Annotated in this window: 19 protein-coding genes; 14 read left to right on the top strand and 5 right to left on the bottom strand. The window is 35.5% G+C overall.

The window, feature by feature from the left end; all coding sequences use genetic code 11:
* Positions 1 to 349: 349 nt before the first annotated feature.
* From EO766_RS01165 to EO766_RS01155, 3 genes are all read right to left on the bottom strand, one after another.
* Positions 350 to 3,079 carry a TonB-dependent receptor gene (locus EO766_RS01165; protein WP_287100622.1) on the bottom strand — a complete coding sequence of 910 codons (2,730 nt, stop codon included), beginning with the start codon at positions 3,077 to 3,079 and terminating at the stop codon, positions 350 to 352.
* 10 nt (positions 3,080 to 3,089) lie between these two features.
* Positions 3,090 to 3,911: a GLPGLI family protein gene (locus tag EO766_RS01160; RefSeq protein ID WP_287100621.1), complete on the bottom strand. Its 822-nt coding sequence runs from the start codon at positions 3,909 to 3,911 to the stop codon at positions 3,090 to 3,092.
* 70 nt (positions 3,912 to 3,981) lie between these two features.
* Positions 3,982 to 4,278, bottom strand: coding sequence for a hypothetical protein (locus tag EO766_RS01155; protein WP_287100620.1), 297 nt, complete (start codon positions 4,276 to 4,278; stop codon positions 3,982 to 3,984).
* Positions 4,279 to 4,443: 165 nt separating this feature from the next.
* Between EO766_RS01155 and EO766_RS18365 the strand changes: the two genes are divergently transcribed.
* Together EO766_RS18365 and EO766_RS01150 are read left to right on the top strand one after the other, a co-directional pair.
* Positions 4,444 to 4,704, top strand: coding sequence for a ThiF family adenylyltransferase (locus EO766_RS18365; RefSeq protein WP_353744800.1), 261 nt, complete (start codon positions 4,444 to 4,446; stop codon positions 4,702 to 4,704).
* A gap of 133 nt (positions 4,705 to 4,837) precedes the next feature.
* The gene (locus EO766_RS01150) at positions 4,838 to 5,191 is read left to right on the top strand and encodes a hypothetical protein (protein ID WP_287100619.1); all 354 of its coding nucleotides are present in this window, start codon (positions 4,838 to 4,840) and stop codon (positions 5,189 to 5,191) included.
* 3 nt (positions 5,192 to 5,194) lie between these two features.
* Here the strand turns inward: EO766_RS01150 and EO766_RS01145 are convergent, their stop codons facing one another.
* Positions 5,195 to 5,959 carry a helix-turn-helix domain-containing protein gene (locus EO766_RS01145; RefSeq protein WP_287100618.1) on the bottom strand — a complete coding sequence of 255 codons (765 nt, stop codon included), beginning with the start codon at positions 5,957 to 5,959 and terminating at the stop codon, positions 5,195 to 5,197.
* Positions 5,960 to 6,194: 235 nt separating this feature from the next.
* On the opposite strand from EO766_RS01145, the gene EO766_RS01140 reads away from it, so the two are divergent.
* The 12 genes from EO766_RS01140 (at position 6,195) to EO766_RS01085 (ending at position 23,802) form a co-directional block, all read left to right on the top strand.
* Positions 6,195 to 6,659, top strand: a complete 465-nt coding sequence (locus tag EO766_RS01140; protein ID WP_287100617.1) for a hypothetical protein — start codon at positions 6,195 to 6,197, stop codon at positions 6,657 to 6,659.
* Between the two features lie 275 nt (positions 6,660 to 6,934).
* Entirely contained in the window at positions 6,935 to 7,138 is a 204-nt protein-coding gene (locus EO766_RS01135; RefSeq protein ID WP_068248209.1) for a cold-shock protein, read from the top strand.
* Positions 7,139 to 7,366: 228 nt separating this feature from the next.
* Positions 7,367 to 8,695: a TolC family protein gene (locus EO766_RS01130; RefSeq protein ID WP_068248206.1), complete on the top strand. Its 1,329-nt coding sequence runs from the start codon at positions 7,367 to 7,369 to the stop codon at positions 8,693 to 8,695.
* Positions 8,696 to 8,713: 18 nt separating this feature from the next.
* Positions 8,714 to 9,835, top strand: coding sequence for an efflux RND transporter periplasmic adaptor subunit (locus EO766_RS01125; protein WP_068248202.1), 1,122 nt, complete (start codon positions 8,714 to 8,716; stop codon positions 9,833 to 9,835).
* Between the two features lie 21 nt (positions 9,836 to 9,856).
* The gene (locus EO766_RS01120; RefSeq protein ID WP_218331361.1) at positions 9,857 to 13,042 is read left to right on the top strand and encodes an efflux RND transporter permease subunit; all 3,186 of its coding nucleotides are present in this window, start codon (positions 9,857 to 9,859) and stop codon (positions 13,040 to 13,042) included.
* 128 nt (positions 13,043 to 13,170) lie between these two features.
* Positions 13,171 to 13,641: a nucleoside deaminase gene (locus tag EO766_RS01115; protein ID WP_218331360.1), complete on the top strand. Its 471-nt coding sequence runs from the start codon at positions 13,171 to 13,173 to the stop codon at positions 13,639 to 13,641.
* Positions 13,642 to 13,662: 21 nt separating this feature from the next.
* On the top strand, positions 13,663 to 14,484 hold the full coding sequence (locus EO766_RS01110) for a purine-nucleoside phosphorylase (RefSeq protein ID WP_074417807.1): 822 nt from the start codon (positions 13,663 to 13,665) through the stop codon (positions 14,482 to 14,484).
* Between the two features lie 70 nt (positions 14,485 to 14,554).
* On the top strand, positions 14,555 to 16,606 hold the full coding sequence (locus tag EO766_RS01105) for a putative porin (RefSeq protein ID WP_074417806.1): 2,052 nt from the start codon (positions 14,555 to 14,557) through the stop codon (positions 16,604 to 16,606).
* 348 nt (positions 16,607 to 16,954) lie between these two features.
* Positions 16,955 to 17,590, top strand: a complete 636-nt coding sequence (locus EO766_RS01100; protein ID WP_074417805.1) for an HXXEE domain-containing protein — start codon at positions 16,955 to 16,957, stop codon at positions 17,588 to 17,590.
* Between the two features lie 130 nt (positions 17,591 to 17,720).
* Positions 17,721 to 18,110, top strand: a complete 390-nt coding sequence (locus tag EO766_RS01095) for a hypothetical protein (protein ID WP_074417804.1) — start codon at positions 17,721 to 17,723, stop codon at positions 18,108 to 18,110.
* A gap of 142 nt (positions 18,111 to 18,252) precedes the next feature.
* Positions 18,253 to 22,623 (top strand): CusA/CzcA family heavy metal efflux RND transporter, encoded by a 4,371-nt coding sequence (locus EO766_RS01090; protein ID WP_287100616.1) that lies wholly within the window; start codon positions 18,253 to 18,255, stop codon positions 22,621 to 22,623.
* Between the two features lie 39 nt (positions 22,624 to 22,662).
* Entirely contained in the window at positions 22,663 to 23,802 is a 1,140-nt protein-coding gene (locus tag EO766_RS01085) for an efflux RND transporter periplasmic adaptor subunit (RefSeq protein ID WP_287100615.1), read from the top strand.
* Between the two features lie 46 nt (positions 23,803 to 23,848).
* Here the strand turns inward: EO766_RS01085 and EO766_RS01080 are convergent, their stop codons facing one another.
* On the bottom strand, positions 23,849 to 24,637 hold the full coding sequence (locus EO766_RS01080; protein WP_287100614.1) for a hypothetical protein: 789 nt from the start codon (positions 24,635 to 24,637) through the stop codon (positions 23,849 to 23,851).
* Between the last annotated feature and the right edge of the window lie 52 nt (positions 24,638 to 24,689).

The raw sequence follows: 24,689 nt of genomic DNA, 5'->3' as shown, positions 1-24,689 counted from the left end.
TCTTGGCTTGCTGATGTGCTGATATTCATTGCTTGTCCTGCCCGGAACTGCAGCCCAATAGAATTACTGATGATGAAGATAAGTACAAAAGCAGAATAGAATTACGACTGACTGAACCACTGCTGACAGCAAACAAAAAAATGAGGATTTATTTGTCAGCCAGCATAGCAGTAAACTAATGTTGTTTGTTCGCCCTTTGTCTTCGTCATGTTAAGCGCCTTTGTTTTATCTGCATCCACCGGAAACAGGTTGCAAATAAAAATTACAAAATCTTTCTTGCAGGTTACGGTATTGGCAGTGTTTAAAAGACTTTAAAAATAAGATAATTACAATTGAGTACTAAGAGCTATCAAAAGCTGTAAGCAAAAGTGAAAATCAAAAACCTGGGATTGATTGCATAAAGTGTGGAGCTTTGAACATAAGTACCTAAGCTGTTTTGCAATATTTTTTTTGAATTAAGTAAATTAATACCTTTCAGTTCAAACGAATACCTTTTCTTAACAGGGGAGAAGTTAATTTGTGCATCAAAAAAAAATGCATCATTTGTTATATCAGTCCCCTTCCATTTAAGATATTCTCCGGAAATATTAGCTGTTATTTCCTTGTATGGCCGAAGCTTTATACCAAGCTTTGACTTTCCAATACTATTTTTAAAACTTGATGTTACCGGGGCTGAATGAATGGAGTTGATTTGTTTCATTGGATTAACTGATGCCTCAATAGAAAGATTGAACCATTTATCAAACCCTGTAATACAATAAGCACGGAAACCGGTTCCTATCGTTGTTCCATCCCATAAAGAACTGTCAATGCTAAAATTAGATTTACTAAACATCAATGACGGCTCAAATCCCAACCTGATTTTAAAAAAGGGTAAATATTTGCTAACCTCTCCTGAAAATGAAGTAATATGGCTACTGGCAATAAATGGGAAAGAGTTTATAAAATTAATATTCGGCACAAAAGAATAAAAGTTTGACAAATATGGATTGCTTTGCCTGGTATAATTGGCTTTTAAATAAAGAAAAAAGTATTTCGTACTATTAACATAAGAATAATTCAAATTTGATTGAAATACTTTGTTTAAGTTCCACGAAAATGTTTTAGAAAAAACGTTTCTGTAGTCAATCAGGATATACCCACCATACATGTCAAAGATTCCTGACACAGTGTTTTCCAAAGACATATCAATAGACAATTTACTGTATCTGCCTAACAAATAAGAAGCATTCAAACTCGGGTCGGCAACCAACTTCCTTAATTTAATTGACCCTAAATTATTACTATCCGCTTCTGCGGTAAGCATGCGTATTGGCACTTTAAAATTAACCCCAAGCCTTCCCAATTTAATCATATCCTGAAACGCAAAGGAAACGACACTTTTGTTATAATGTACAGCATTTTTCCACCTGCTATCATTTATTGGCTCAATTATCTGTTTATCGCTTATTTTAACCCCCGAATTAAGTTGTGCACTATACCAGTTTTGACTCATACTGATTTCATAGCTATGTACACCTTTTGTTCCTATCCATTTAGCGCTAAGTGTATATGCTTTTTCAACTGTATTGAGTTCTTGTTGAACTATAGGTTCAGAAAGATTATAAATCCCGAATACATCGTCAAACCTGTTAGAGCTGATATAATTTTGTGGTTTTGTATTTTTAGCACTCAACAGAGCTTCTAAAATAATTGCACCATTGCTATCGGGCCTGTTTATATAAGTGAATTTATTTGTATAAAGACGACTATTATCCTGAACAATAGTATTTGTCAATTCTGATGTATTGGGGTTCTGAATTTGGTATTTATTGTAATAAGATGGTAGCTCCGATGAATATGAAAATATATAGCGGAGTGAAGACTTCTCATTTATTCTATATAATAAGTTCCAGTTAATTGCACCATTCAAAATTCTTCTATTGTTGGCCATTTGTTCCTGAATGTTAAATGTTGAGTCGGGTAAGTTATAATTATAAAAATTTTCTAATGAAAAAAGAGAATTGTCTTTGTACCAATATCCGTATAAACCGGATTTTATCTTTGTGCCCATTGGTAAACTTACCTGAATAGCTGCCATGTGTGAATTATTTCGATTATACTTTTCGAGTTGAATACCGGGCACACCAATAATATTCATCCTGATAGGAGGTGGAGTTAACTCAGCGTTTTGATTTAATAGCTTATTGTCGTTCGGATTGATGCTTAAAGTGTACTTTGTATTACCCATTGGGTCAAAGCCGGTATTATTAAAATTTGTAAGCGCACCAATTTTTAATTTATTAAGGAAAGAAAAAACGCTTGAATTTAAGTTGAAAAGTTTGGGGTCGCCTACCCCTGCCTCTATGTTACCGAAAAGGCTCGCAGAAAACTGTTTGCCGATTTTTAGATTCAATACAACTTTGTTTGAGTTTTGTATGCCTTTTAATAAATATTCATCATTATAGTTTTCAATTGCTTCAACCTGCTCAATTAGCAGTGCCGGTACATTTTTAGATAGTAACTTGTAGTTTTGAGAAAAGAAATCATCCCCCTCAATCATTATTTTATCAATTTCTTTTCCTTTGAATGTTATGGCACCCGTTTCAGATACTTTAATGCCGGGAAGCTTTTTCAGAATATCCTCCAACTTTCTCTCCGTACCATCAGAATAACTACTAAGATTGTAAACAGTAGTATCATTTGATGCTTTAAATGGCAGCCTTTTGGCCGATACAATTACTTCCTTTAAAGTTGTAGCTTCCTTTTCGAGATAAAAAATAAGCAACTCTTTAAAATCAACTCCGAATTTTAATACTTTTTCACTTTTGGCATAATTGATATGTGTAGCTGTGATAATCAAACTGTCCGTCAAGCCCGCCGGAATTTTGATTCGAAAGAATCCATCTTTGTTGGCTATTGTGAAACTAACAATAGTTGAATCTGAAATCTTTTTTAAAATAACATTAGAATTGGGCAATCCATTTCCTTCCCAATCTCTCACATATCCTGAAATTTCCTGTATTTGCTGGCCATGAAGAGAATTAGTTGCATAAAAGAAAAAAAATATTAGTACTCCTCTTAAGAAATAATTTTTCACTGACCCAATTTTATTTAGCAATGAGGTTATACTGTTCAATCTCCTCATGGAAAGCTACGCTACCGCTACCTCCTCCTTCACCCAAAATAGATAAGATATAGCTTTTACGTTCTTCTTTCTTTTTGTTATAAAATGCTATAAATTCCTCCTTAGACATGAATTTATTATTCAATTTTTGCGAGAACATTGAAATACTATCGTAGCCTAAGATGTCGGGCAGGCTTATTTCTCTAAATAAAAAAATAAATTTTTTTGATGTATCCTGTGCCTCAAGTATGGCGCCTGGTAACCCAAAAAGCTTCCAGGGGCCAATGCTTATCGGTATTTCTGATGTAAACCAAACTTCCCAATTCCTGCCATAAGCAAAAGCAGTTGCCTTTTGACAAACAAATTTCCCTATACTTTTCTTTTCGTTAGATATTTTCCAATCTATATGTTGAAAACGGTCTTTGTAAAAATAATATGTTTCACGGCTAAAAGAAAAATTTTCACGGCATAGGAATGTATCTTTTTCATTTGTGCGATAATACAAAGCACCTATAGTGTCGAGGTTTTTATAGCCCGGCCTCATAACTACGTTTTTTATAACCTCTCCATTTCCTGTTCTTCTCAATTGAGTAGTGGTGGCATTTAAGCGCTGCCGAAAGAGTGAGGCTGTATCATTAAAATATAGCCATGCATCTTCTGTTTCGTACTCAGCATAATCATCAGATACTTTTAACGGCGCTGTAACCAAATCATATTTTGCATAATATCGGATATACCCAAATGATTGTGCTACAATAAACAAGGGAAATAATAAAATAAAAAAAAATAATATTATAACTTTCATATATAAAAATTTTTAAGACAGCTTTTTATCCTGAAATGAATGTGCAAATTGTTCAATACACTACTTTTTGCTATGGTTCAACATATTGTGTAGCAGGTGCTATTATCTTATCGCAAGCAGCACCGGCTTTTGCACCGGCTTCTTCACAAGTACTTCCGGTAGCAGTTACGGTAACACCACCGCATTCCAAAGATACCGTACATGAAAAAACTTTATCCTGATGATTGATACCAGGTTTTAGCATGTTTTGAGATTTAATTTCATTCTGTTGTAATGATAATGACTTTTCAGAAGTGATTTCTGTTGAAGCAAATACAAACGAAAATGTTAATACAGCAACAACAATTGTTAGAATTGTCTTTTTCATAATTGTAATTTTTAAATGTTAAAAAAACAGGATAAAAAGCTGTATTAAAAATATATAAATTATACAATACAAATATTAAAATATAAATAAAATTTTAAAAATACCTATACAAAAAGATAGTAATTTTAAAAAAAGTTATCCCCAAGTAACTTTGAGTAGCAAAAAATAACAAATATCCGCTACAACAGAAACAGGTTTTACAATTCAAAAAACAAAACAAGAACGAATAAAAAATACAAAATCTTTTTTGCAGGTTGCGGCATCGGCAGCTTATTGGCAGAATGTGCTTTGCGAATAGGATTTGAAAATTTTATTATTGCAGATAGCAATACGGTAGAGATTAGCAACCTGAACAGGCAAAATTATTTACAGGATGATATTGGCCAACCCAAAGCTGAAAGCATAAAAAATGCCTGCTGCAAATAAACCCTGCTGCTAACATTATAACACATAATTTGTATTTAGCAGAAAATAATAAAGAGCTGTTACTAACAGGGCATGATGCTGCTATCAATGCTTTGGACTTTTAAGGCAAGGTACCTTTTGTTTTTGAGGAACTGTGCCTGCAAAAAACATTCCTGCATTGCACCCGTATAATATCGGCTGGGCTGCTTTGTTGTTTATTATTATGCCTGATGGCGCAGGGCTTGCAAAAATTGCAAACGGGTATAAAGGATTTGAAAATAAAGCCGTTCATTTTTTCTTAAACAAAACGGGGTCTGGCAGTAAACAAAGAAAATGGGTTGAGCAGGTTTTAACTGAATATGACAGCGAAGATAAGCAACAATCGCCGCCCCAATTAGCTACGGGCTCATGGCTTTTAGTTGGCCTTTGTGCTACTGTTTTATACAGGCTTGCTATTAATAAGGTAGTAAAGCAATTTCCTGATTTTTACTTTTTATCAACAGTATAGGGCTTATTCAAAAATGTTATAGCTTTTAGCAAAAGATATGGCTTGGGTAATATTTTTAACCCGTAGCTTACGAAAAATATTTTTTTTGTGAAACTTAACCGTAGCTGTTACTATTTTTAATTTTACGGCTATTTCATCCATCGTATAACCTTGAATAGACAAGGTCAGAATTTCTTTTTCGGGGGCAGATAATTTTATTTTTTTCTGTTCTGCCCATTCTTTTGTGGCCGGGTCGTATTCAAATCTTTTACTTGTACCTTGTTTAAAAATAATAATATTCCCTGCGGTTTTGCTTGTGGAGTGGGTAACTACACATAAAGCCAGCCAGATGTTATGTTGCTTGTCTAATACCAGCGGAGTAAGTTTATGATTTATTAAGACGAGTTGCTTGTTCGGGTGTATTAAATGAAAATCGAACGATATAGAATATTTAAGCTTTTCGTAAACAGGTATTTTATTGTAAAACTTAAACCCGGCTTCGTTAATTTCCAACAGCATATTCAATTCATCGGCAGGAACATGCGTTGCATAAAAATCATATCCGGAGTTTAACACACTCTTTGCAGATTGGCCACATAAAAACAAAGGGTTCTCCGAAACGTAAAGAAAGCCCTTTTTATAATAATCAATGATATAAATACACTGGTGGGCAGTGCGGGCAAAAGCATCGGCAGCATTACAATACAATTCTGCTTCTTTATAATCTTTGCTTGTTGGCTGCGATGCCAGTTTTAAAGGCTTAAAAAAATCATCCATTTTAATGTTCATAAGCGTTAGTTTATGACAGTAAATGTTTTAAAGCTACGATATATATATTTTTAATGTGAAATATACCCAAAAATGTGATTAATAAATAGAAAAATAAACAAATTTGGGAAATACCTATCCTTTTGTATATGTATTTGAGCAAATTTTTGTACTGCAAAATATAATGAAAGCGATAAATCTATACTTTTTAGGAAACTATCATTTATAATACAAATTATACAGTTAAAAAAATGGCTTGCACAAATTAGCAGGGTTTGTAGTAAGCGAAAACAGTAGCCACCACCGCAGTGTTCCGTGTTACGAAGAAAATTTTTTAAAAGAAGTTGAAAGCGTTTATGCAGAAGATTTATTACTGTATGACACTTCAACTTTTTATGTTTCCAAGTTCAATAAAAAAATTATGGGGTCGGTAAAAACTACCTTGTGGGATGAACTGACTGTTTTACCAATAGAAAAACGCTTTAACATTCCTTGTAAAGAATTATCCTTTTTTAATGATGATTTGTTAATATGGCATATAGGTGGATTAGCTATTTCCAAAAGCAACAATCCTTACGGCTTAAAACTCTTAATGCAATTGCTTATTTTGGCCATTTATGGTATTTGCCGGCATCCAAATAGTATAATGGTTGCAGAATTCGACAAAAAGTTATTGCGGTGGTTAAATAGGATGGGGATAAAAACCGAAGCATTAGCCTAGGGCATAGAATACTTAGGTTCTGAAACTATTCCTGTTTATATAACGGATGAATGGCTTAAAGTTTTTTTGCAGCATAATGATTATGTGGAAGAAGTGAGTAAAATAGCGTGGGGCAGCGAAGGCAAAGTTTCAGGCTGTGTAAGTTGTTATGCTGCAGGCAAGTAGAGTGACGTACAACACTACCCCACAATATTTAAAAATTAACACAAATAAATTAGGCTTACAAAAGAATAAAGCCTACCTTGCAGGCATTATTTTATTTTTTAAATTTTACAATGAACACAAAAATTCAAGGAACTGTAAAGTTCTTTAACGAAGAAAAAGGTTTTGGATTTATCAAACATGACGATTCAAACAAAGAAACTTTTGTACATGCCAATGGTTTAATTGACCAGATTGAAGCAAACGACAAAGTTGAATTTGATGTACAGGAAGGCCGTAAAGGTTTGAACGCTGTTAATGTTAAAAGAATAGTATAAAAGTATATCTATTTACAACCTTACCAAGGCCGGTAGCAACATTGCTGCCGGTCTTTTTTTTTGATATGTGTCAAACATCCATTTAAATAATTGTTTGTTTTTTTAGTGTTTAAACTTTTAACTTCGCACTCCTTTCACCAATTCCCCGGTTATAATTATTGCAAAAAGAAAAATCAATAAGTATCTTTCTAAAAAAGCTACATTTAATATATGAAATTAAAATAAAATATGAATCGAATATTTTTATTACTTTTTTTGTTAGTATCCAGTATTGGGCCTAATAAAGCTCAGGCGCCATTAAAAGCGACTGCTGCAGATACACTGGCGCAGGCAACATTACAGTCTTGCGTTCAATATGCTTTGCAACACCAACCCATTGTGCAGCAATCATTAATTGACGAACAAATTGTAGATAAAACCATTCAAACCAAATTAGCCGATTGGTATCCACAAATTAGTATGAACTATTATATTCAGCACAACTACCAATTACCTGCATTTTATTTTGGTGGGAATTATGTACGCAATGGTACTTATAATGCATCTAATCTGGGTTTAACACTTACCCAAAATATCTTTAACAGAGATGCGTTATTAGCCAGCCAAACAGCACAACAGGTAAAAAAGCAGGTAAGGCAAAATACTGTTAGTAATAAAATTGATGTTACCGTAAATGTGAGCAAGGCATTTTATGATGTGTTATTAACGCAAAAACAAGTGCAGGTGTTAGACCAGGCTATTATTCGTTTGCAGAAAAATGTGCAGGACTCTTATCATCAATACGAAGCGGGTATTGTAGATAAAACCGATTATAAAAGAGCTACCATTTCATTAAACAATACCATAGCACAACGTAAGCAGGTTTTTGATTTGGTAAAAGCAAAATCTGTTTATTTAAAAGAGTTAATGGGATATCCTGATTCAGCAGATTTACATTTAAGTTATGATACCACTGCCATGGAAAAAGATGCGTTTATAGATACTTCTGTAAATGTATTTTTCGAAAATAGAATCGAATATCAGCAATTGGTTACCCAGCAAAAGTTACAGCAGGCCAATTTAAAATATTATAAATGGGGATTCATTCCCACCATCTCTGCTTATGGTATTTATAATTTCAACTATTTAAATAATGATTTTGGAAAATTGTACAACCAAAATTTAGGTAACTCAAATATTGGATTGCAATTATCTGTTCCAATTTTTCAGGGAAATAAACGTGTGAACCAAATCAAAGAAGCGCAATTACAAATAGATCGTTTAAACTGGGATGTTGTAGCTTTGAAAAGCCGCGTAAATACTGAGTATGCAACAGCACTGGCCAATTACAAAGGCAATCTTGCCAATTATGTTGCATTGAAAGATAATTTGTCGCTTGCCAATGATGTGTATGAAACCATCCAACTCCAATACAATTCCGGAATTAAAACTTATTTAGATGTTATTGTTGCTGAAAGTGATTTACGCACTGCACAGTTAAACTATTATGATGCGCTTTATCAATTGTTGGAAAGTAAAATCGATGTTGAAAAAGCTTTAGGTACTATTAAAAATTAAAAATATAAATATTTTTATATGAACAATTCGCTACGTTTTATTTTGGTATATTTTACAGGATTAGTTTTAATGGCATCCTGCACCAACAAACCGCAGCAACAACAAGCACCGCCACCCGTTGCTGTTAACACTTACCAGGTACAAAAAGGTTCGGCCGTATATTATGATAACTATCCTGCCACTGTTGCAGCACTCAACGAAATTGAATTGCGTGCACAGGTTACCGGATATATAAAAGGTATTTTTTTTAATGACGGACAACATGTTTACAAGGGTCAGAAGTTGTATGATATTGACCATGAAACCTATCAGGCTGCTTATAATCAGGCAGTAGCCAATATGAATGTGGCTTTGGCTAATTTAGACAAGGCACAGCAAGATGCCGACCGTTATACCGAACTGCTAAAGAAAGATGCCATAGCCCGTCAGGTAGTTGATCATGCCATTACAGATTTACAGGCTGCAAAAATGCAGGTAGCAGCTTCAAAAGCAGCAGTTGCAAGAGCAGAAACCGATCTGAAATTTTCTGTTTTATATGCACCTTTTGATGGTACCATTGGCATTTCGCAGGTAAAAATGGGTACACTTATTTCGGCCAATCAAACTTTATTGAATACAATATCTTCAGACAATCCGATGGCAGTTGATATTGCTGTAGATCAAAGCCTGATACCCCGCTTTGCTGCATTAAAAGCACATCCTGCACCGGCTTCAGATTCTATGTTTACCATGAACTTTAATGACCAGTCTGTATATCCTTTACCCGGTACACTTAGTTTTATTGACAGGGCAGTAGATCCCCAAACCAGTACCATTCGTGTTCGATTCATCTTCCCCAATAAAGACAATATGCTAAAACCCGGAATGAGCTGTAATGTTCGGGTAAAGAACAATAATCCATTGCAACAATTTTTACTCATTCCATTTAAAGCAGTGGTAGAGCAAATGGGCGAATATTTTGTGTTTGTACTGAGTGCCAACCAAACTGTTAAAGAACAGAAAATTGCTTTAGGTCAACGCATCAATGATAAAATTGTGGTTCGTTCCGGTTTAAAAGAAGGTGATGCCATTGTAATAGATGGGGTACAAAAATTAAGAGATGGTGCAAAAGTTCAATTAGCTGCACCGCAGACTCACTAAACAAATAATTTAGAAAATATTATGATTGCAAATACATTTATAAAACGCCCGGTTACGGCAATTGTTATATCTATTGTAATTGTGTTATTGGGCGTTTTGGCTATTTTAAATTTACCCATAAGTCAATATCCCGATATTACACCTGCAACGGTTCAAATTACCGGAACCTTTAATGGGGCAGATGCACAAACCGTTGAACAAACTGTAACTACACCTATTGAAACGCAGGTAAACGGTACACCCGGAATGGCTTATCTGCAAAGCAATAGTACCAGCGATGGGCGCACCACCATTAATGTAGTATATAATGTAGGAGCCGATGTAAATATTGGTGCACTTGATGTACAAAACAGAGTGGGTATTGCCACACCACAATTGCCCGATGATGTAAAGCGACTGGGCCTTACTACCCGTAAAAGAAATCCCAGTATTTTAATGCTGGTGGCTATGTACTCGCCCAATGGCACCCATAGCGTAACTTTTGTAGATAACTATACCAACATATTTGTACGCGATGCGTTGTTGCGTGTAAAAGGGGTGGGCGATATTTTTACCCGTGCCGATGATTTTAGCATGCGTATCTGGTTACAACCCGATAAAATGGCGCAGTTAGGGTTAACTACTACCGATGTGTTGAATGCACTGCAGGATCAAAACCTGCAAATTGCTGCCGGATCGGTAGGAGCTCCTCCGCAAAGCAACGACCAGTCGTTTGAATACAATGTGTTTACCAATAGTAGGTTGAGTACCGAAGATCAGTTTGCACATATTATTGTTCGCAGTAAACCATCTGATGGGTCATTGGTGTATTTAAAAGATGTAGCCCGTATACAATTGGGTAAATTCAGTTATGCCAGCAATTCATTTGTAGATGGTAAAAGAGCTTCTTATTTACTGGTATACCAGGCGCCGGGCAGCAATGCATTGGAGACTGCGCAGGGTGTGTATAATGCCATGAATCAGTTGCGGCAGTCTTTTCCGAAAGATGTAGATTATACCGTTCCATTTGAATCTGTTTCTGTTGTAAAAGTATCGATTGATGAAGTGGTAAAAACTTTATTAGAAGCGTTGGCACTGGTTACTCTGGTTGTATTCTTATTCCTGCAAAGCTGGCGTGCTACTTTAATTCCGGTATTGGCCATTCCGGTTTCTATTATTGGCACATTTGCATTTTTTGTACCCTTAGGGTTTACCATTAACACATTAACCATGTTTGGTTTTGTACTGGCCATTGGCATTGTGGTAGATGATGCCATTGTGGTGGTAGAAGCTGTGCAGCACTATATTGATCAAGAACATTTAACGCCCAAAGAGGCTACTGCACGTGCCATGAACGATATATCGGGTCCGGTAGTGGCCATTGCTTTAATTCTGGCAGCAGTTTTTATTCCTGTTGGTTTTATACCCGGTATTGTTGGGCGTTTGTACCAGCAATTTGCTATCACCATTGCAATTTCTGTGTTAATTTCTGCATTTGTTGCATTGTCATTAACACCTGCCCTTTGTTCACTGATGTTGCGACCTATGGACTTAAACAAAAAATCAAGAGGTATTAATCAGTTCTTTTTCCGTTTTAATGAATGGTTTAGAAGAACAACAGCTAAATATACCATTGGTGTAAGAAAGGTAATTAAATGGGCACCTTATACAATGGTATTGCTAGTTTGTATTTTTGTTGGAACTGCCATTTTATTTAAAAACAAACCCACCGGCTTTATTCCTACTGAAGATGAAGGCCGTATTTATATTACGTTTGAGTTACCGGAAGCCAGCTCAACCACCCGAAGTTTAGATGTATTAAACCGGATGATGGGAATTTTAAAAGAAGTTCCAGGAGTAGGCCATTTTGCGGCTTTAGGCGGATTGAACGTAGTAACATTTGCCACCAAATCAAACAGCGGAACCATCTTCTGCCAATTAAAACCTTGGGATCAACGTACCGATAAATCACAACAAATTAAATCCATCATTGCAACGCTTCAAAAACGCTTTGCCATTATCAAAGAGGCAAATATTGTGGTAATTCAGCCACCAGCCATTCCTGGTTTGGGGCAAACTGCCGGTTTTACTTTTGAATTAGAGCAACGAGAAAGCACCGACGATATTAAAACCTTTGAAAAAGTGGTGCAGAATTTTGTAATGGCTGCCAATAAAAGGCCGGAAATAGCCAGGGCATTTAGCTTCTTTACCGCTCGAACTCCGGGTTATAAGGTAGATGTTGATCGTGAAAAATGTAAAAAATTAGGAGTTTCTATTGCAGATGTATACAATACCTTGCAAACATTTCTGGGAAGTCGTTATGTAAATGATTTTACCATTTATGGCAGAAATTTTCACGTAGTGGCTCAGGCAGATTCCTTATATCGTGGTGATATTAAAGACCTGAATCAGTATTATGTAAAAAATCAGGCAGGTACTTTATTGCCGATGAGTACTTTAATCACTTATCAGCTTACGGAAAGCGCACCGCTTATTTCGCACTACAATCTATTTAGAACGGCCGAAATTAATGGTACACCCAAAGAAGGGTATAGTAGCGGGCAGGCCATTGATGCATTAAAAGAAGTAGCTGCACAAGTATTGCCTGCAGGCTATGGTTATGAGTTTTCTGGTTTAAGCCGCGAAGAAATTAATGCCGGCAACAGTACAGTGTATATATTTAGCTTATCTATTTTATTTGTATTTCTGTTTTTAGCAGCTTTATATGAAAGTTGGAGTATTCCATTTTCGGTATTGCTGGCGGTCCCCATTGGTGCTTTTGGTGCCATTTTAACGTTAACATTTATTCCAAGGCTCGATAATAATGTATATGCGCAAATTGGCTTGGTAACTCTAATTGGTCTGGCTGCAAAAAATGCCATTTTAATTGTTGAGTTTGCCAAGGAAAGGGTAGATAGTGGAATGGATATAGTACCTGCAACACTGGAGGCTGTTAAATTAAGATTACGACCAATTTTAATGACTTCAATGGCTTTTATTTTAGGAGTATTGCCTTTGGCTTTTTCAACCGGTGCCGGCGCGATCGCCCGTTCTACCATTGGATTTACCGTGTTGGGTGGTATGCTGGCTGCCACTTTACTGGCTATTTTTATAGTGCCTGTTTTATTTGTGCTGATTGCTAAGATAGCTTATGGCAAACAGAAATTAGAAGCATTGCGCAGGCAACGTTTAGATGAAATAAATGATCTGCCCAAAGCTAATATATAGAGGTTAAAACAAATAATCCATCTTCTTGCAACAGCCTTACTTTCCGTTAAGGCTGTTGTTGTTTTATCCACTTTTTTTCCCTTATTAAAAAATATGTAATATCCTTGCAGCTGCTAAAACAAGTGTACATGAGTGCTTTACATTATATGAGAGAAGCCATTAAAGTAGGTTTGGAAGGAATGATGGCTAACCAGGGTGGACCATTTGGCTGTGTAATTGTGAAAAATGACGAAATTATTGCCCGGGGTTGCAATAAGGTGTTGTTGTTAAACGACCCTACCGCACATGCCGAAGTAACAGCCATTCGGGAGGCTTGTAAAGTATTGAACGATTTTCAGCTTATCGACTGCGAAATTTATACTACCTGCGAACCATGCCCCATGTGCATGGGTGCTATTTATTGGGCAAGGCCTAAAAAAGTATATTATGCCAATACAAGGGAAGACGCTGCAGCCATTGGATTTGATGATTCATTTATTTATCATGAATTAACGCTGCCGGTAGATCAGCGTAAAATAGTAATGGAATGTATAGGCAGAAACGAAGCCATTGCTATGTTTGAAGCCTGGCAACAAAAAGACAAAAAAACATTGTATTAATACTTTTCAAATTTTATAATAATGAGCAATTTAATGAGCGAGTTACAGGAAGCAGTTGCATATATTATGTCACAAGCAAACATTACAGCTAAAGTGGGTATAGTTTTAGGCAGTGGTCTTGGTAATTTAGCCAATTTGGTAGAAGCTGAAAAAGAAATTCCTTATACACAAATTCCGCATTTTCCTGTTAGTACCGTAAAGGGACATGGCGGTAAATTAATTATTGGAAAACTAAAAGGAAAGACTGTTATTGTTATGGCAGGTCGTTTTCATTTTTATGAAGGCTATGTTCCACAACAAGTGGTTTTTCCTATTCGGGTAATGAAGTTGTTGGGAGTTGAAACCCTTTTACTCTCCAATGCTGCCGGAGCTGTGAACCCCGATTATAAAGTGGGGGATTTAATGATTTTAAAAGACCATATTAGCTTTTTTACTGCCAATCCATTAATAGGTCCCAATGAAGAGGCTTTGGGTACCCGCTTTCCCGACATGAGTGAACCTTATTGTAAAGTACTTATTGAAAAGGCAATTCAAATTGCAAAAGAAAACAATATTGAATTGCATCAGGGGATTTATACGGCTGTTACCGGACCTACTTTTGAAACACATGCCGAATACCAACTTATTAAAATTGTTGGCAGTGATGTGGTGGGAATGAGTACTGTTCAGGAAACCATTGCCGCAGTACATGCAGGTATGAAAGTATTTGCAGTAAGCGTAGTAACCGATTTAGGAATTCGTCATGAAGATAACATCATTACCCACGAAGAAGTATTACAAGCCGCCAAAGCTGCCGAACCTAAGCTTAGTTTGTTGTTTATGGAGTTAATTCAACAATTATAATTACAAGTGTGCATGGATTATAACGGTTCTTTTAAAGCTTTAGCTTTAATTTGCACATCATTTAGTTAGCATGAACAAATTGGCAGCAGTAAAAATAATTTTTTTATGGATGGTTTTCATCAGCTTTACAAACTTAGCTGCTGCGCAACAACAATACGGTCAATCCGGCCGATTTGGAGGTGGTAATACCGGTAATGTTTCTTATGATAGAAACGGGCGTCCTATTCCTGCACAACCCAAACAAGATTCATTGCAACACCGTGATAAGTATGCGGATTCTATCACTATTTTTTACAGGCATTTCGACTCTACCAGTATTCGTAAAATAGATTCTTCTTTAAATGATTTTACAAAGCGCTTCCCACAACCTTACAATTATTATACGTTAGGCAATTTTGGAACTGCATCGCATTCCCTGTTGTTTTCTCCCATGATGCAATCCGGTTGGGATGCCGGTTTTCATCAGTTTGATATTTATAATTTTACATTAGAAAATACTAAAATATATCAAACAACGCGTCCCTATACGGAAATTGCATATTTGTTAGGCAATAAATCAGAACAGTTGCTCGATTTTTTGCATACGCAAAACCGAAAAAGTAATTTCAATTTTTCTTTCGAATATCGGTTTACAAATGCACCCGGTACTTATAAAAATCAAAATGCCAGTAACAATAATTTACGGTTTACCACCCATTATCAATCGCCGAATAAACGCTACGAAAATTACTTCATTTTTCTTTCCAATAAAAATGCATCCTCTGAAAATGGGGGTTTAAAAAACCCCGGTAAAATTAATAACCTTGCACTCAACAATCCATATGAATTGGAAACCAGATTGGGTATTGCCGGTATTGCCAACCCCAACCCATTTAGCACAACTGTTAGTACGGGTAATGTATATAAGCAAAATACTTATTTGTTTAGGCAACAATACGATTTTGGCAAGAAGGATTCATTGGTAACCGATTCTGTTACTTATAAGTTGTTTTATGCTCGTTTGCGTTTACAACATACACTCATTATTAAAAGTAGTAGTTATAATTATTATGACAACAATGTAATTGATTCGCAATACCAGCAATATTTTAATTTCAGCACCATACGCGACAGTTTAAGTTATAAAGATGCCTGGAGTAATATTACCAACGAGTTTGCCGCCATTACATTTCCCGATAAAAACAATCAAAGTCAGTTTTTTAAAGCAGGTTTAGGTATCCAGCTATTAAAAGGAACATTTACCGATACACTCAATACACGAACGCAAAATTATCATAATATTTATTTGTTGGGTGAATACAGAAACAGAACCCGAAATCAAAAATGGGATGTAGAGATATCTGGTAAATTATATCTGAATGGGTATAATAGTGGCGATTATCATGCTTTCATAAGTCTGCAAAGAGAATTAAGTAAACGGTTAGGAACATTGGCATTAGGTTTTCAAAATACAAACAGAACACCTTCTTTTATTTTCGATCCTGCTACTGCATTCCCGGTGAGTGACAAACAGAATTTTTCAAAAGAAAATATTACTAAATTATCTGCTATTTATGATAATCCGAAAGCGGCGTTTACTTTAAGTGGTGAATATTATTTGATGAATAATTACACTTATTTTGATAGTTTCTTTGTGGCTACCCAGGATAAAAATTTATTCAATTTTATTCATGTAAGTGCTGAGAAGAAATTTAAACTCACAAAGCATTGGAATTGGTATACCGAAGTACATTTACAACAGGTAACCGGAAATGCTCCTATTCATGTACCTTTTTTATTAACCAGAAACCGACTGGCTTTTGAAGGTAATTTTTATACCAACTTATTTCTTTCTACAGGTATTGAAGTAAGGTACTATTCAAATTTTAAAGCCGACAATTATTCCCCTTTTATTGGCCAGTTCTTTTATCAGTCTGCTTACATAACAGCTAACCGACCGGATGTGAATTTGTTTTTCCATTTTAGAATTAAAGGCTTCAAAGGATTTATTCGGTTAGAAAACATCAATACCATCAACCCTTCCAAAGGGTTTACCTTCAATAAATACAATTTTATTACACCACTTTATCCGGAAAGGCCTTTATGGTTTCGATTTGGGGTATGGTGGAATTTTGTAAATTAGTAGTTGACTGAAACTGTAACATACTTTCACTTTTTATTTTTTGAAGGACACTAATATCAATCAATAAAAAATTGCTTGCATACTTGAATTTTTATTTGTAACTTATGTTCTGATACTAAAGTTTTAGACAGGCATTTATTTTTCTGTTTGTAAAAAATTGATTGCTTTTATAGATTTAATTTGGTCATTCACCTTCAGTGCATTTTAATTTTTTTTTAATTATCTACTGTAAGCGTTTGCAGTTAAGGGTTTGAGTGTATGAAATATTTATTTATATGTTAAATGGTATGGTTATTGGACTTATAAAATTAGCTATATCAATATTTTTTCACCCCTAAATTTTATCTTATGTTAGAATTTTTTAGAAGAAAATGGTTTGATGTGGGTGCCGTTTTATCAGTTGTAGTGTTGAAGGGTATTTTCATGGAAATTAATAAAATATCAGATGTTACACTCGCTATCTGGGTTGGTTTTGCATCATTGTTATTGCACCAGTTTGAAGAGTATCACTGGCCGGGTTATTTCCCACAAATGATTAATAAGGTATTGTACAAAAGCAAACTGCCAGATAGTTATCCATTAAACCCCAATAGCGCTTTTATAATGGATGTGGGTGTGCAGTGGACTACCTTTATTATTGCCGGTTTTTTATCAATATCTGCTGTTTGGCTGGGTATTGCAGTAATGCTGTTTTTATTTGGTAATTTTATAATGCATACTTTTTACTACAACATCAAAGCTAAAACCAAATATAACCCGGGTATGGTAACCGGTATCGTTTTTTTAATGCCTGTTTCTATTTTTTATTTTTGGGCTTTAATTTCTGAACATGCTGCCGGTGTTTGGGATTATGTAATTGGCCTTCCTTTAGGTCTTATTTTCATCTTTGTAAATTTCGTTAAGTTAATTGATTGGATGAAGAATAAAAATGTGCATTTTAAATTCAGAAAAGGAGCCACTTATTCATCAAAATCAACAAACTAATGGCAGGTTTATCCTACTTGCCGGGTAGATTAAAAATATGTATATTATTGTATAATAATGGGCCAGATTGCAATGATCCGGCTTTTTATTTAAAATAAATGCGTAAATTGCACATGTTTTAGTACCAATAATGAAAAAAATTGCTGCAATATTTTTAATACTTATTTTCCTGTTTGGGGCAACTGAAGCTTATCAGTTACTCAAATTGCCTTTATTGGTACAGCATTACATACAGCATCGTTCAGAAGATCCCGATATTTCTTTTATTTCTTTTTTAAGAATTCATTACAATAAGAAATTGGTGATTGATGCTGACTGGCAGCAAGATCAACAATTGCCTTTTAAAACACAGCAGTCTGCTAATGCGTTTATGTTTGGTTTTGTAAGTATGCCTTCACATCCTATTTCTGTTCAGTCTGCCCCGCCTCCATTTGTTCAAAAAACTTTTAGAATCGATAAAGATCCGGAATACTCCTTCACCCGCTTACAGGATATTTTTCAGCCTCCCAAATTAGCATAATACACAGCAATTTTTATCATAAAAATTGTAGTACTCTATTTTATTTCATCTACATCACTTTCATGTTGGTATACTGTTATTGTAATTAAGCGGTACCAGCTTGTTGTAGGCTATTCTAAATATTTAAATGTATGTGTTTATTATGCTACAAGCTATTATACAATTTTCTGTAAGAAATAAACTGATTATTGGATTACTGTTATTTGCATGGATTGGATATGGCGTTTATTCGGTTACCAAATTACCGATTGATGCAGTACCGGATATTACTAATAATCAGGTTTTAATCATTACTTCTGCGCCGAGTTTGGGTGCTCCGGATGTAGAACGATTAATTACGGTGCCCATTGAACAGGCAACCCGCAATGTGCCCGGTATTGCCGAGCAAAGAAGTTTTTCTCGTTTCGGTTTAAGTTTGGTAACAATTGTGTTTGATGATAATACCGATTTGTACTGGGCACGTCAGCAAATCAGTGAACGTTTGGTAAAGGTACAATCGCAAATTCCCCTCGGCATTGCGACACCCGAATTGGGTCCAGTTACAACAGGTCTTGGAGAAATATTTCAATATGTTGTTAGGCCAAAGCCGGGATATGAGGGAAAATATTCTTTGGCAGATTTGAGAGATATTCAAGACTGGATTGTGCGTCGCCAATTATTAGGTACAGATGGGGTTGCAGATGTAAGCAGTTTTGGTGGAAAGGTGAAGCAATATGAAGTTGCTGTGAATACAGATAAATTAAAGAGTTTTCAGTTAACCATTGCCGATGTGTTCAAGGCTATGAATGCCAATAATCAAAATACAGGTGGCGCTTATATTGAGAAAGGTCCTAATGTTTTATTTATTAGAACGGAAGGATTAGTGCAAACACTGGATGATATTCAACACATTGTAGTAAAACAAACAGATAACGGAATACCTGTTTTAATTAGTGATGTAGCCGATGTAAGATATGGTACAGCTATACGATATGGAGCAACTGTTTTTAATGATAAAAGTGAAGTAGCCGGTGCGGTAGTGATGATGATAAAGGGTGGAAATAGCAACCAGGTAATTGGCAATATAAAAAAGCGTATTAAAGAAATTGAAAAGTCATTGCCCGAAGGTGTGATGATAGAACCTTTCTTAGACAGAACAAAAATGGTGAATAACGCCATTAGTACCGTTGAAAAAAACTTAGAGGAAGGCGCGTTAATTGTACTGTTTGTGCTAATTGTTTTTTTGGGAAACTTACGTGCCGGCCTTATTGTAGCTTCTGTTATTCCATTGAGTATGCTATTTGCTGTTGTAATGATGAATTTTTTTGGTGTTAGTGGCAATTTAATGAGTTTGGGTGCACTCGATTTTGGTTTGTTGGTAGATGGAGCGGTAATTATAGTTGAAGCTGTGATGCATAAAATTGTGCATTCACATGCATATATCAATGCAACGAAATTGAATCAGCATCTAATGGATAAAGAAGTGGAATCATCAGCAGGTAAAATGATGAGTTCTGCTGCATTTGGGCAAATTGTAATACTGATTGTTTATTTACCCATACTTAGTTTGCAGGGAATAGAAGGAAAAATGTTTAAGCCAATGGCAGAAACGGTTTCCTTTGCTATTTTGGGTGCGTTTATTTTATCGCTTACATATGTGCCAATGATTACTTCATTGTTACTGAGTAAAAAAGTGAAGCACAAAAAAAACTTTTCTGATAAAATGATAATGCGTTTGCAGCAATGGTACAAGCCTGTTTTGATTAAAGTTTTAAAAGTTCCTAAAACCATTGTTGCCATTAGTTTTATATTTTTTATAGTGGCGGTATGGTTGCTTACTACATTGGGTGGCGAGTTTATCCCAAAATTAGAAGAAGGTGATTTTGCCGTTGATACCCGCTTGTTAACGGGCTCTTCATTAACCAACACCATTGCTACTACCGAAAAAACTGCAAGCGTATTGTTGCATCAATTTCCCGAGGTAGAAAAAGTAGTTACCAAAATTGGTTCCGGCGAAATTCCAACCGATCCTATGCCGGTAGAGGCTGCTGACATGATGGTAATTCTGAAAGATAAAAAAACATGGACCAGCGCTAAAACATTTGATGAGCTGGCTGAAAAAATGAGCAAAGCCTTAGAGGAGGTTCCGGGTGTGGCTACCGGTTTTCAATTCCCGGTGCAAATGCGTTTTAATGAATTGATGACCGGCGCCAGGCAAGATGTAGTATGTAAAATTTTTGGAGATGATTTAGACTCACTGGCTCATTTTGCAGGTGCATTGGGCAATATCATTCAATCGGTTAAAGGTGCTCGTGATTTATATGTGGAAACAGTTACCGGAGTTCCGCAAATTGTGATTCATTACAACAGGGAAGCCATTGCAAAATATGGTGCCAATATTGCTGACATAAATATGGCGGTACAGGCAGCTTATGCCGGTGCCACAGCAGGATTGGTATTTGAAGGCGATAAACGTTACGATTTAGTGATTCGGTTAGATGAGAATCAGAGAGAAAGTATCAGCAATATTGGTAACCTGCAAATCGGTGTTGCAAATGGGTTGCAGATTCCGTTGAATAATTTGGCAAGTATTGAAGTAAAAGATGGTCCTTATCAAATACAACGTGAAGATGCCCACCGTAGAATTACTGTTGGTTTTAATGTACGGGGCAGAGATGTAGAGAGTATTGTAAATGAATTACATGCAAAAGTGGAAAAACAATTAAAATTTCCACCGGGCTTTTATATTACTTATGGTGGACAATATGAAAATCTGCAAAGAGCCACTAAACGGTTAAGTATTGCTGTACCCATTGCGTTGATTTTAATTTTATTAATGCTCTACTTTGCTTTTCAGAATTTAAAATATGCCTTACTTATTTTTTCTGCCATTCCACTTTCTGCTATTGGTGGTGTATTTGCACTATGGTTAAGGGATATGCCATTTAGTATTTCTGCAGGTGTAGGATTTATTGCATTGTTTGGTGTTGCGGTATTAAATGGAATTGTTTTAATAGGAGAAATGAATCATTTGAAAGTAGAAGGCCGAAAATCAATCATTCAAATTATTATTCAGGCAACACAAATCAGGTTACGACCGGTATTAATGACTGCCTCCGTTGCGTCACTAGGGTTTTTGCCAATGGCTTTAAGCAATGGTGCAGGTGCTGAGGTACAACGACCTTTGGCCACTGTAGTAATAGGTGGATTATTAACGGCAACCTTATTAACATTGTTAGTATTACCATCATTGTATTTGTTGTTTGAAACAAAAAAGAAACCAATGAAACACATACAAAAAAACAAATTGCCTGGTGCGTTATTGTTGTTAATTTTATTTAGTGCGCCATTTTTACATGCGCAAACAACTGTAAAAAAAGCTTCTTTGCAGGAAATAACAGACCTGGCTTTGCAAAATGCACCTGCATTAAAAGTTTCATTATTGCAGGAAAAGTATAATAAAATAATGGAGGCAACTTCAGCTGAATTGCCGAAAACACAACTGAATGCAGAACTGGGTAATTATAACAGCATGTTTTTTGATTCGAGAATTATGGTAACTCAAAACTTTGCTTTACCTGGATATTATGCCTCTGTTAAAAAATTGCTTATGACCAATACTGCTATTGCTCAGACACAAACAACCTTGCAAAAAGCAGAAATTAAAAAATTGGTAGAACAACTCTATGTTACGTTACAGTATCAAACAGCTCAACTGCAATTGCTGAAAAGGTTAGATAGTATTTATAGTTTTTATAAAAATGTGGCAACACTTCGTTATAATAAGGGTGAAAGCAATTTGTTGGAAAAAACGACCTTGGAAAACACAGCCGGTCATGTAAGCATGAGTTTGGAACAAATAAAAGCTGATATTCTTTCAACACAATTTCAATTGCAAATATTTACACAACAAAATGTATTGTTTGAGCCTGCTGATAGTTTAGCTGCTACACCACTTTTGTTGGATAGTGCTAAATTAGCGCAACACCCGTATGTGCATTTATACCAACAGCAGCAGCAACATGCATTGATGCAAACTAAATTAGAGAAAGCCAAATTGAAACCCGATTTTGTGATTGGTTATAACAATCAGTCTATTGTTGGCTGGCAACTTTCTAAAGACAGGGTGGAGGATTATTATAATGCATCCTCACGTTTCTCTTCTTTTTCTTTGGGTATGGGCATTCCGCTGTTTGCAAAAGCACAACATGCCCGTATTCAGGCAGCCTCAATTAATGAACAAACTGCAAAAGCAGCAATTGTTTCCATTGAAAATCAGTTGTCCGGTTCTTATAATAAATATGCACAGTTGTACAAAAAATATTTTTCATCTGTACAATATTATCAAACAAAAGGTTTGGCGCAGGCTAATGTTTTAATGCAAACTGCTTCATTGCAATATCAATCGGGTGCCATCAATTATATTGAGTGGAGTACACTTGTTGCACAGGCCATTGCTTTGCAAAATGATTATTTAAGTGTACTGTATAATCAGCAAATGGCTGTTTCAGAAATCCATTATCTGCTGCAGTAAATGGAGATAAAAATAATTAATTCAAAAAAAATGACTAAAATGTATAAATTAATTTTTGTGGCTATTACAATCAGTGTGTTACTGGCTTGTAAAAATTCACCCTCAGCTACTGAAACTCAAAATGATACCGGTAAAGCCGATACCGTTGTAGTATTAAATGATACGCAATTTCGTAATGCAGGTATTCAATTAATACAACCCATTAAAAAAATAATGCACCAAACAGTTACTATTAATGGTATGGTTGATGTGCCTCCGCAAAGTATGATATCAGTGAGTATTCCTTTAGGGGGATACTTAAAAAGCACACATCTGCTGCCCGGAACCAATGTGCACAAAGGAGAAGTGATTGCATTAATGGAAGATCAGAGTTATGTACAGTTACAAGAGGATTATCTGGTAGCTAAAGCAAAACTTGGTTTTTTGGAAACTGATTTACAGCGGCAAAAGGAATTAAGTGAACAGGATGCAACCAGTAAAAAAACATATCAACAGTCTTTATCTGATTATAATGTTCAAATGGCCATGTTAAAGGGTATGGAAGAAAAACTCAGGATGATTAATATCAATCCCGCTAAACTAACCATACAAAATATATCCAGAACTGTGCAATTGTTTTCGCCTATTACCGGCTATGTAACAAAAGTGAATGTGAATATTGGCCGATATGTAAATCCTTCAGATGTTTTGTTTGAATTGGTAAATCCGGATGATATACATGCCGCCATGACTGTTTTTGAAAAAGATATAGAATTGTTTCAGAAAGGTACTGCCGGAAAAGTTTCATTAATCAGCGATAGTGAGAAAAAATATGATGTAGAAGTGATTTTAGTTACTAAAAATGTAAATGATAACAGAACGGGAATGTTGCATTGCCATTTTGAAAAACCCAATCACAGCCTTTTACCCGGTATGTTTTTAACCGGTGTGTTTGATGTTACCAGTCATCAGGCTATTTTGGTTCCGGAAAATGCAGTAGTGCATTATAATGGTGCTGAATATGTGTTTGTGCAAAAAGAAAAAAATACTTTTGTTGCAACGCCAGTTGAAACAGGGCTTTCACAGAATGGATATGTAGAAATAAAGCCCAATGGTTATATAAATTGGCTATCGGTGCAATTAGCGGGTGGAAATGCATATGCCCTAATGGGGAAACTAAAAAACAAAATGGAAAATTAATTTTATAAAAGTATTCCTAACGGTTTTGTACAACAATGCATACCCGTTAGGAATTCATTTTATGTTCCCATTTTATTTTTCTCCCGATTAACACTTTAAATACTAAACCATCGGTTGCAGGAGTTAAACCCCATCCGGGGCCAATATTTACTTCCCAATCGTTATTGTTTTCTAAATCATAAACAAGGAATAGTGCATGGTTTTCCTGCGGCAGTTGTTCAAAATTATTAATAGGCCCAACGGAGCCATAATATTCAAATCCAAAATCGGTATTTTTAAAAAATTGATAAGCAACTTTTACATTGGGCTCAAAATCAGGCGCTTTATGCTGGTCAATTCCTTTTAAAGCTACACCTACAGTAGGATTGAATGAAACATATAAATTCTTCCATTGTTTATCAACGATAGGTCTAATCTCAATACTCCACGTGTCGGGTGAGTAGTATTTACTTTGGTAACCAAATTCTGTAGAGAGGCTTAACCCAACCGGTAAATGCCAACTTAATGGTGCCATAATTCTTGGACGTATGTGTGAGCCTATGATTTGATAACCGTATTGAGATGTGTAATTAGTAAATAAATAAAATCCTAATTCAAAATTATCGGTAATTCCATTTGTAATTTCCAAAGTTTCATGCAGGGCGTGGTTAGAAGGTCGTACGCCGTCTATGATAGCTTTTTCGCCATTAAATGTAAAATTACTGTGCAATTCAAACATGGCAGACCCTTTGGGTTGTGTTTGTGAACCATATACCTGTATTTCATAATTATCCTGTGCATAGCTAAAGAAGCTAATGTAAATGAAAGAGAGGGTAAACAAAATTTTTTGCCTCATCTTTAAAAGTAACGTAAACCATTAAAAACTGCAGAATTCAATGGGTCGCTCA

The organism is Hydrotalea sp. AMD (assembly GCF_004100315.1).
In the GTDB taxonomy this organism is placed as follows: Bacteria; Bacteroidota; Bacteroidia; order Chitinophagales; family Chitinophagaceae; genus Hydrotalea; species Hydrotalea flava.
This window is presented reverse-complemented; position numbering and strand designations above follow the sequence as displayed.